Source organism: Planctomycetia bacterium, assembly GCA_034440135.1.
In the GTDB taxonomy this organism is placed as follows: Bacteria; Planctomycetota; Planctomycetia; order Pirellulales; family JALHLM01; genus JALHLM01.
On sequence record JAWXBP010000069.1, the window covers coordinates 1 to 9,405 of the forward strand.

6 protein-coding genes are annotated in these 9,405 nt (G+C 61.0%); 1 reads left to right on the forward strand and 5 read right to left on the reverse strand.

The genetic code is table 11. From position 1 onward, the window contains the following. Nucleotides 1–92: 92 nt before the first annotated feature. Together recG and SGJ19_03840 are read right to left on the reverse strand one after the other, a co-directional pair. Nucleotides 93–2,168: an ATP-dependent DNA helicase RecG gene (gene recG, locus SGJ19_03835; protein ID MDZ4779366.1), complete on the reverse strand. Its 2,076-nt coding sequence runs from the start codon at nucleotides 2,166–2,168 to the stop codon at nucleotides 93–95. Nucleotides 2,169–2,200: 32 nt separating this feature from the next. Then, complete coding sequence (locus SGJ19_03840; protein ID MDZ4779367.1) at nucleotides 2,201–3,514, reverse strand: hypothetical protein; 1,314 nt, start codon at nucleotides 3,512–3,514, stop codon at nucleotides 2,201–2,203. Nucleotides 3,515–3,716: 202 nt separating this feature from the next. Between SGJ19_03840 and SGJ19_03845 the strand changes: the two genes are divergently transcribed. After that, nucleotides 3,717–5,609, forward strand: a complete 1,893-nt coding sequence (locus SGJ19_03845; GenBank protein ID MDZ4779368.1) for an ABC-F family ATP-binding cassette domain-containing protein — start codon at nucleotides 3,717–3,719, stop codon at nucleotides 5,607–5,609. An 8-nt stretch (nucleotides 5,610–5,617) separates the two neighbouring features. On the opposite strand, the gene SGJ19_03850 is transcribed toward SGJ19_03845, so the two are convergent. From SGJ19_03850 to hisA, 3 genes are read right to left on the reverse strand one after another with little or no spacing between them, the layout of a single operon-like run. Beyond that, nucleotides 5,618–6,391, reverse strand: a complete 774-nt coding sequence (locus SGJ19_03850) for a Uma2 family endonuclease (GenBank protein ID MDZ4779369.1) — start codon at nucleotides 6,389–6,391, stop codon at nucleotides 5,618–5,620. A 47-nt stretch (nucleotides 6,392–6,438) separates the two neighbouring features. Then, on the reverse strand, nucleotides 6,439–8,538 hold the full coding sequence (locus SGJ19_03855) for an elongation factor G (GenBank protein MDZ4779370.1): 2,100 nt from the start codon (nucleotides 8,536–8,538) through the stop codon (nucleotides 6,439–6,441). Nucleotides 8,539–8,558: 20 nt separating this feature from the next. Further along, a complete protein-coding gene (gene hisA / locus SGJ19_03860; GenBank protein MDZ4779371.1) occupies nucleotides 8,559–9,293 on the reverse strand; it encodes a 1-(5-phosphoribosyl)-5-[(5-phosphoribosylamino)methylideneamino]imidazole-4-carboxamide isomerase in 735 nt (244 codons plus the stop codon). Between the last annotated feature and the right edge of the window lie 112 nt (nucleotides 9,294–9,405).

The following is a 9,405-nucleotide window of genomic DNA, read 5'->3' on the forward strand; positions in this document are numbered from 1 at the left end:
AAAACAACCCGAAACTTCGCCGGCATGATCAAATGGGCCTGCCTCTTACAATACCTGCGATATGACGTCAAAATCGCGTTTTGAGACAAGGCCTAGCCCACATCCGCCAATTCCAACGCATGTCCAAAGCGTTGCAGCACCATCTTCCGAATGCGAGCAAAGTTAACGTCGCTCAGCCCAGGATCATGCTCGATCAACGCCTGCGCATCGCGCCGGGCTTCGTTGAGAATCTCCCGATCGCGCTCCAAGTCAGCAATCAACAGCGGCGGCACCCCGCTCTGCTGCGTGCCCAACAAATGCCCCGGACCGCGCAGCGCGAAATCGAGTTCCGCCAGCCGAAAGCCGTCCGTGGTAGAAACAAAGGCCTCGATGCGCTCCTTCACGTCGTCCGATTCACTCAGCGTAAATGCCGTGCAATAACCCGGGAACGCGCCGCGGCTGATCCGCCCGCGCAGTTGATGCAGTTGCGCGAGCCCGAAATGATCCGCCCCTTCGATCGTCATCAACGTGGCGTTGGGCACATCGACGCCGACTTCCACGACCGATGTGGCGATCAAAACTTGCGTGCGCCCGGCGCGAAACGCCTCGATCGCGGCATCCTTGGCGGCCTGATTGAGCCGGCCATGCACGAGCCCCAGGCGAAACGCTTCCAACGGGCCGTTCGCCAGCGATTCAAAGGCCTCATTGAGGCTGGTCAGTCCCGACGCCGCCGACTCCTCGACCAACGGCACGATCACATACCCCTGGCGTCCTTCATTCAACTTGCGCGTAAAGAACTGCCACCACTTGTCACGTTGCTCTTCCTTCGCCCAATAAGTGCGAACCGGCTGCCGCCCCGGCGGAGCGTCTTGAATGACGGAGAGATCCAGATCGCCGAACTGCGTCATCGCCAACGAACGCGGAATCGGCGTGGCCGACATCACCAAATAGTGCGGCGCCGCGTCGCCGCCGCGCAACGTCGCCCGCTGCCGCACCCCGAACTTGTGTTGCTCGTCGATCACTACGAGACCTAACTTCGCGAACCGCACATCTTCTTGCAAAATGGCTTGCGTCCCAACGACTAGTTGGACCTCTCCGGCGGTGATCTCCTGCAACAACTCCGCGCGCTGCGCCGCCGGCATACCGCCCAGCAGCAATGCGCGCCGGACCTGACTCGCCGCCAGCAACCGCTCCAACGTAGCCGCATGTTGCCGCGCCAGGATTTCCGTCGGCGCCATCAGCGCCGCTTGCTGCCCGTGAGCGGCGGCGACCAGCATCGCGTACAGCGCCACCACCGTCTTGCCGCTTCCGACATCCCCTTCCAGCAGTCGGCTCATCGGCGTGCTGAGCGCCAAATCGCCGCTGATCTCCCTTATCGCCTGCTCCTGGCCTGCCGTCAGTTCAAACGGCAGCAAGCGGCGAATCCGCGCGTCGATCCTGGCCGTGGCCTCCAACATGGGCGCCGGCACGCCATGCCGCTGCTGCGCGCGCTTGATGGCCAACGCCAACTGTAAGATCAACAGTTCCTGATAAACTAGCCGGCGCCGCGCCGCAGCCAGCGCAGCGTTGTCCACCGGAAAATGAATCGCCGGTATCGCCTCACGGATGGGCAACAAGTTGTGCTGCGTCAAATACTCCGCCGGGAACACTTCCTCCAGGACTTCGCCAAACTGCTCCAACACCGCCCGTGTCACGTAGCGTACCTGCCCCTGACCGACTCCTTCGCTGAGCGAATAAATCGGCAAGATCGCCGCACCGCTCGAATCCTCCGCGTCTTCCAGCACCTGCACGCGCGGATGGGACATCTCCCAGAGTCCGGCTTTCTTACGTGCCTTGCCGGATAGCATCACTTGCTGCCCGCGCGCGAATTTCCGCAGCATGAACGGTTGATTGAACCAGATACCGCGCAGATTCTGCCCGTTGTCCGTGATCAGCACGCCCACCACGGCGCCGCGCCGCGTTTCCCGCGCGTCGACGTCCAGCACCGTACCCCGTACGCTGAACGGCTTATCCGGTTCCAACTCGGCAATCGGCCGCACGTCGCTCAAGTCCAGATAACGACGTGGAAAATTGAACAGCACATCCCGAGCGCTCCGCAAGTCCAGCTTGGCCATCAACTCGGCCCAAGCCGGGGAAATTCCCTTCACTTCGCTAAGAGGTGTCAGCAACAATTCCGTCGCGGTGGCCATGCCCTCATTTTAGCGGATGAGGGAGCGCCGCGTCATCGGCCGCGACGGGCTCGCACCCGGAACATCGCGACCGTGGCAATGCCGCCAGCGGCCAGCACCCAACCGGCTGGCTCGGGCACGTTCGACATAAACGGGAAGGAGCGTACCTTGGAGTAAAGGTCCACGCTATTCCGCGCGCGAAAATGCAGCAAATGCTCGCCGCGCGGAATACTGTCGACGAGCAAGTCGAGCCCCTCGACGTAATCCCCGAATTCTCCGTCGGCCGCCGCGAAGGGAATCCAATCGCCGAGATCGAGCCGGTATTCCGCGCCGTCGATCCAATTGATCGTCATCGGCGCGCCGGAGCTGCTAAGCGTCAAATTGTACGTGTTCAAGTTCGGAATCGCCGTCACCTCGGCCAGGGCTCGAAACCGGAACCAACCAGAATCTGAGTCGCCCTCCGTCAGCACGTTCTTAAGCACCGGCGGCGAGTCGAGAATATCCGGAATCGAATCGCCGTCCGAATCAACGTGCCCCACCTGCACCTTCGTGAATTGACTCATCGCCAACGAATTGTCCAGCATTAGCGCATGCGGCTGCGGCGCAGGGATAATCTGTCCGCTGCCATTACGTTCCGCGTTGCCGTTCACACCGTTGAGGTAGCCGCTATAGACGGTATTGCGGACCCTCGACTCTTCATATTCGTCAAGCGCGAAAAACGTATGGCCCAACTCGTGCGCCAGGACGCGATGGAAACGCTCGATGCCCCAGCCGTCATTGCCGTAGGTCATGACAATAGACGGCCCGCCAATGCTGGCAAAAGCGAACTGCCCGTTCGTGAAACGGTTGTCGTCGTCCACTGCGTCATTGACGACAAACACCGTCGTCGCCCAATTCGCACCATGTTCCAAGCGACCAATTTCGTTCAGCGTGTCCGCGTCATGGACGGGAAACCCCTCGTACAGCAAACCCGACAGCGCGTCATTCGACCACGTCTTCGCTGAGCTCAAGGTGCCGGGTCGCGTGATCGGCTCGTAGCGGGTCTCCAACGGAACGCCATCGTTGGCGTAGTCGACCGTGAACTTCAACCGCGCGTTGGGATGATAGCCCGCGGTCTGGCCTTCCCAAAAATCGACAGCCAGATCGATCTGTTCACGGACCAAATCGAGTTGCTGGCCCGACCAGTCTTCCTGATTTGGATCGATGGCCCCATTGCTCTCGACGAACACCACGTTCAAAGCGAAAGTGCCCAGAGCGAAGGCCGACTGGTCCATATACTCCGCGCCATACGGTAGGCTTGCCGACGCGGCCGGAGCCCCCGCCGCCAACCAAGCGATAGTCAGCCCAAGTAGCAAGTTGCGAGTCATGGAGTGCGTCAAAACCAGGGCGCGGAGCGTGGTGGTGATAGGCTCGATTGTAATTGAAATTTCCGATAAGTCGCTGTTTCTTGCTTTCCGCGGCGGGCTGCCTGGCTGCGTTGACCCTGGCCGCTGGCGTCCCGCCTACCGTCCTAAACGTCGTCCCGGGTATGATTTACACTGGTCGTCCCCTCCCCGCTCGTAGGTCCGCATGATTCTGTTGTCCGTCGAAAACGTCACCAAGCACTTTGGGCCGGAGCCGGTTCTGGACGGGGTTTCGTTCGAGATTCGGCCGGGCGACAAGGCCGGCCTGGTCGGGCCGAACGGGGCCGGGAAGTCGACCTTGCTGCGGATTGTCGCCGGTCAGGTCGACGCGGACAGCGGCCGGATCGTAAAGCATCAATCGGCGTCGCTGGCGTTCCTGGAGCAGCATCCGGATTTCACCCCCGGGGCCACGCTCTGGGATGAGGCCAAAACGGCCCTCGCGTCCTTGATCGCGCTCCAGCACGAGGCTGAGGAGTTGGCGCATCAGATCGCGGCGGCCGACGACGCCGAGCGCATGCGGCTATCGGTGCGCTTCGATCGCGTGCAACACGAACTAGAAATCCGCGACGCCTACCACCTGGACCGCAAGATCGAGCAGGTGTTGGATGGGCTCGGCTTTGCCCGGGCGGGTTACCACCAGCCAGTCGATCAATTGAGCGGCGGCCAGCAAAATCGGCTGCTCTTAGCGAAATTGCTGCTGGCTGAACCGGACCTGATGCTGCTCGATGAGCCGTCGAATCATCTGGATATCGAAGCCACGCAATGGCTGGAATCGTTCCTGGCCGAGAGCCGGCAAGCGGTCTTGCTGGTCAGCCACGACCGGTATTTCCTCGACAAAGTCACCAACCGCACGTTGGAATTATTCCACGGCACCGTCGATAGCTATACCGGCAACTTTTCGGCCTATTGGCGGCAGAAAGCGGAGCGGGTCGAAGTCGAGCGGCGGGCGTTCGAAAAGCAGCAGGAGTATATTGAGAAGGCGGAAGACTATATCCGCCGCAATATCTACGGGCAAAAATCCACCCAAGCGCAAGATCGTCGCAAGAAGCTCGAACGCATCGAGCGAGTCGACCCGCCACGAGCAATCCAAGCGCCTCCGATGGGTTTTACGCCCGCGTCGCGCACCGGCGATATCGTGATCCGCGTCGAGGGCTTGGCAAAATCCTACGATCGACCGCTATTCCAGGATTTGTCGTTCGACGTCTTGCGCGGCGAACGCTGGGGCATCCTCGGCCCTAACGGCACCGGCAAGACGACTTTGTTGCGTTGCCTCGTCGATGAAGAGCGTCCCACCGCGGGGCGAGTCATTCTGGGCTCCGGCGTGAAGATCGGCTACTACGATCAACGCCTCAGCGGCGTCGACGACGATCTCGAAGTGGTCGAAGCGGTCCGCCCTCCGAAGAAGGAATTCAATATCCAGCAGCGCCGCGATATCCTGGCGCGCTTCGGACTGACCGGCGATATCGTATTCCAACAGGTGCGCAGCCTGAGTGGCGGAGAGCGCGGTAAGGCGGCGCTCGCGCAGTTGGCGGCCCAAGACGCCAACGTCTTGATCCTGGATGAACCGACGAATCATCTCGACCTCTGGTCGCGCGACGCGCTGGAGCAAGCGATCAACAAGTTCGACGGCACCGTGATCATGGTCAGCCACGACCGCTATTTTCTCAATCGCGCCGCAGATCACGTCCTCGTCGTGGAACCGCACCGCTTTCGCGTCGTCGAAGGGAATTACGACACCTACCTCCATCTGACGCGCAACGCGACAAGCGCCACCAACGGGCGTTCGTCGGCACAATCGAATGCCGCGCCCGACAAATCGTCCAACGCCGCGTCAGGCGAAAAGCGCAAGCGCAAGTTTCCCTACCGCAAAGTTGCCGACCTGGAAAAGGAAATCTTCGACCGCGAAACCCGCATCGAGCAACTGCACCAGGAAATGGCCTCGCCAGAAGCCCTCCGCGACGGCGATCGCGTCCGGACGCTACAGCAAGAGTTAACGGCGCAACAAACAGCGCTGCCGAAGCTGTACGAACATTGGGAAGAAGCGTCGGAACTGAACTGACGCCAACACTATTGCGGCTTCGCCTGCCCTGCCACGATGCGCACCCGCTCAGCTTCGAGCCACTGCACGAACTCGGCGTGCTCCGGCGAAGCGAGGCCGGCTTCGAGGGTTCTCAAGGCGTCGCCGGATTCTTGGTCCAGAATCGCTTGAACATTCAACCATAATCCCGGAAAGCGCGTGACACGAATGTTCCCATCGGCGGGAATTTGGCGTCGTTCGTCGCGGATCAGGTCGAACCAGCGAATTTCACGGTCGCCCACACAGACGACGAGGTATTCCTGCACGCCATGTCGTTGGTAGGCGAGGCGCTTGGTCTCGAGGTCGACGGTGCGCGTACTATGTGCGATCTCGATCACCAATTCAGGAGGCCCTGCAAGATACTCCACTTTGCCCGGCTCGGTCCAAGTTCGCCCACCGAATTCTGGCGGAATCCGCAACAACAAGTCCGGCTGAGGTTCATCACGAGGGCCCAGCAACAACGTGGAATTAGTGTTTCCCGAGACTCCTGAAGTCCTCGACTGATACGTGAACAGAAGCCCGCCGACAAAGTAAATGTAGTCACCGTGCCATTGGCCAACAGGAGATGCCACAAATACTACTCCGTCAATTAGCTCAGCCTTAAATCCGGCGGGCGTTAATTCATATAGAGCGTGAAATTCTTCTCGCGTCATCACATCTCCGCTGTGCAGTTCGCGCAGCGCGGCCGAACTGTCGCTACGGCCGTTGGCCACACGGACTGCCAACTCAGCGCCGGCGGTTGACTCAATAGGTGAGATGCTCATGCCCCCAATTATACCCTCCCCATTTCGAGGTGTGAACAACGCCAGCCCTACTCCTCTTCCTCCTCCTTCAGCACCGCCTTCTCCATGATCTCCTTCTGGATGTTGCCGGGCACCACGTCGTAGTGGCTGAATTCCATGGTGTAGCTGCCCTGGCCCCCGGTGATGCTGGAGAGCGCTCGGGCATACGTGGTCACTTCCGCCAACGGCACGACGGCGTTCACGGTCTGCAGATCGCCGCCGGCAGAGTCCATCCCCAGCACGCGGCCGCGGCGGCCGGACATGTCGCTGCTGATGTCACCGAGCTTTTCACTCGGCACCGTGACGTGCAGCGTCACAATCGGTTCCAACAGCGACGGCTTGGCATGCTGGAAGACATCGCGGAAGGCCATCGAGCCCGCTGTCTTGAAAGCGGCTTCCGAGCTATCCACCGGATGATGTTTGCCGAAGTGCACTTCGACGCAAACGTTCTTGATCCGATAGCCGGCGATCACGCCTTTGCCGAGCCGTTCTTTGAAGCCCTTCTCCACGGCCGGCAAAAAGTTATTGGGAATCGTGCCGCCAACGATGGAATCAACCCAGATGAAATTGCTGTCCTTGTCGAAATGAAATTCGCGCATCGACGGGAAGCGCGCCTTCGTGACGAAGTCTTCGACCTTCGTCCCTTCCGGGAATGGATACATGCGAATATGCACTTCGCCGAACTGCCCACGTCCGCCCGATTGCTTCTTGTGACGGTAACTTCCCTCGGCGATGTTCGCGATGGTCTCGCGATACGGAATCTTCGGCTCGTGCGATTCCACTTCCACCTTGTCGCGGCGCTTGAGACGTTCGCGCAACAGTTGAAGATGCAGCTCGCTCATGCCGGTCGCCACGAGTTCGTGCGTCTGCTGATCGCGATCGGTATGGAACGTCGGGTCCTCCTCCACGAGCTTGTGCAACGCGCCGGACAACTTCGCTTCGTCGCCGCGCGTCTTCGGCGTCACGGCCAGCCCCACCATCGGCGTGGGGAACTTGATGGGCGTCATCGTGTAGTCGCCGAGCGTGCAATTCGTGTGCAGCTCTTCCATCTTCGTGAGCGCCACGATGTCCCCCGCGCCGGCGGCGTCGATCGGTTGCGTTTCACTCGCCTGCACGCGAAACAGTTGTGCAATCTTCAGCCCCTTCCTGGCCGTGCTCGCATGGACGGTATCCTCCTTCTTGAGCGTGCCGGAGTATAGCCGCACGAAGCTGATCTTCTGCACGAACGGATCGATTCGTGTCTTGAACACCTGCGCCACGAGCGGCCCCGCGGGATCCGGCTTCAATTCCACCTCGTTGCCCGCGGCATCCTTCGCCTTGCGCGGCACCAGCTCCGGCGACGGTGCGCAGAGTGCCAGCGCATCGAGCAACTCGTTCACGCCCAAATCCGCTTTGCCGGCGCAACACAGCACGGGAATCAGCGTCCCGCCAGCCACGGCGTGCGCAGCGAGGTCCGCCAGGTGCGCATCGTCCGGCACTTCGCCTTCGAAGTATTTCGCGGTCACTTCCTCGTCGATCTCGATGATCGATTCCAGCAATTTGTCCGAATACGTGTTCGGATCGATCAACGCGCCCGTCGTGTCCGCCGGCGGATGCAGGACGCTCGCCACGCCCTTGAAATCGTGTCCCGATCCGATTGGCACGTTGTACGGCACGCAGGCGCTGCCGAAAAGTTCCTGGATACTGCCGAGCAACTTCGGATAGTCGATGTTCTCCGTATCCATCTTGTTGATGACGATGATTCGCCCCAGTCCGGCGGCGCCCGATTCCTTGAACACGCGCCGCGTGTTGACGCCGATGCCCGAATGGGCGTTGATCACGATCACCGCCACGTCGACCGCGCGCAAGGCGCCGATCGTTTGCCCGATGAAGTCCGGGTAGCCCGGCGTGTCGATGACGTTGAAGTGCTTGCCGCCGTGCTCGAAGTGAACGAGCGACGCTTCGATCGTGTGCTTGTGGTGCTTTTCTTCTTCGTCGAAATCGCAGATGCTCGTCTTGTCGTCCACGCTGGCCGGACGCTTCACCGTGCCCGTCTTGTTCAGAAACTTGTCGACCAGCGTCGTTTTGCCGGCCGTGCCGTGTCCGCAGAAGGCAATGTTGCGAATGTCTTCGACTTTGTGGAGCGCCATGAGCAACGGATCCTTTCACATCACGCGGATGAAAACCTGGCCGTCCGCGCCGCCTGCAGTGCGTCGGCCAGAGTCAGGGTTCCTTCATACAAGGCCCGGCCGACGATGCACCCCGCCACCCCCGCGGCGGCCAGGTGCGAAACATCTTCGCGGGTCGTTACGCCTCCCGAAGCAATGACGGGCAACGTCACCGCCGCGCGCATTTCCTGCATGGCCGCCACATTGGGTCCGGCCAACATGCCGTCGGTGGCGATGTCCGTATAGATCAGCGCCGCGATTGGCTCGCCTTCAAATTGGCGCGCCAGATCGACAGCCAACGTCGCGCTGGTTTCCAACCAACCGTCGGTCGCCACGCGCCCGTTGCGCGCGTCGATACCGATTGCCAGCTGGTTGGGATACTTCCGGCACATGCCGCGGAACCAATCTGGCTCGCGCAGCGCGCGGGTGCCAATCACCACGCGCGACAAACCGGCTTCCAAGAGCGCGGCGATGGTGGATTCGTCGCGGACGCCGCCGCCGAGTTCGCAGGGAATCTTGACGGCGGCGAGGATGGCGCGGACGGCGGGCAGGTTTTCGGGGCGGCCGGTTTTCGCGCCGTCGAGGTCGACCAGGTGCAGATACTCGGCGCCTTGTTCGACGAACTTTTTTGCCATCGCGGCCGGATCGTCGCCGAAGATGGTTTCCTGGGCGTAATCCCCCTGACGCAACCGCACGCATTTCCCGCCGCGCAGGTCAATCGCCGGCCAGATCTGCATGTTTCCGTCGCTCCGCCCGAAGCCGCCGTGAGGTCCAAGACAAGTAACTTGAAATATGACGCGGGGATGAGGGTTTCGCAAGCGTTTTGGGTCGGCGCGGCCGGTTTACTTC

Bases quoted from the DNA above. Each gene is read 5' to 3' on its own strand.
- SGJ19_03850 (MDZ4779369.1), bottom strand. From the start codon at position 6,391: ATGAGCATCTCACCTATTGAGTCAACCGCCGGCGCTGAGTTGGCAGTC.
- SGJ19_03855 (MDZ4779370.1), bottom strand. From the start codon at position 8,538: ATGGCGCTCCACAAAGTCGAAGACATTCGCAACATTGCCTTCTGCGGA.
- SGJ19_03840 (MDZ4779367.1), bottom strand. From the start codon at position 3,514: ATGACTCGCAACTTGCTACTTGGGCTGACTATCGCTTGGTTGGCGGCG.
- SGJ19_03845 (MDZ4779368.1), top strand. From the start codon at position 3,717: ATGATTCTGTTGTCCGTCGAAAACGTCACCAAGCACTTTGGGCCGGAG.
- hisA (MDZ4779371.1), bottom strand. From the start codon at position 9,293: ATGCAGATCTGGCCGGCGATTGACCTGCGCGGCGGGAAATGCGTGCGG.
- recG (MDZ4779366.1), bottom strand. From the start codon at position 2,168: ATGGCCACCGCGACGGAATTGTTGCTGACACCTCTTAGCGAAGTGAAG.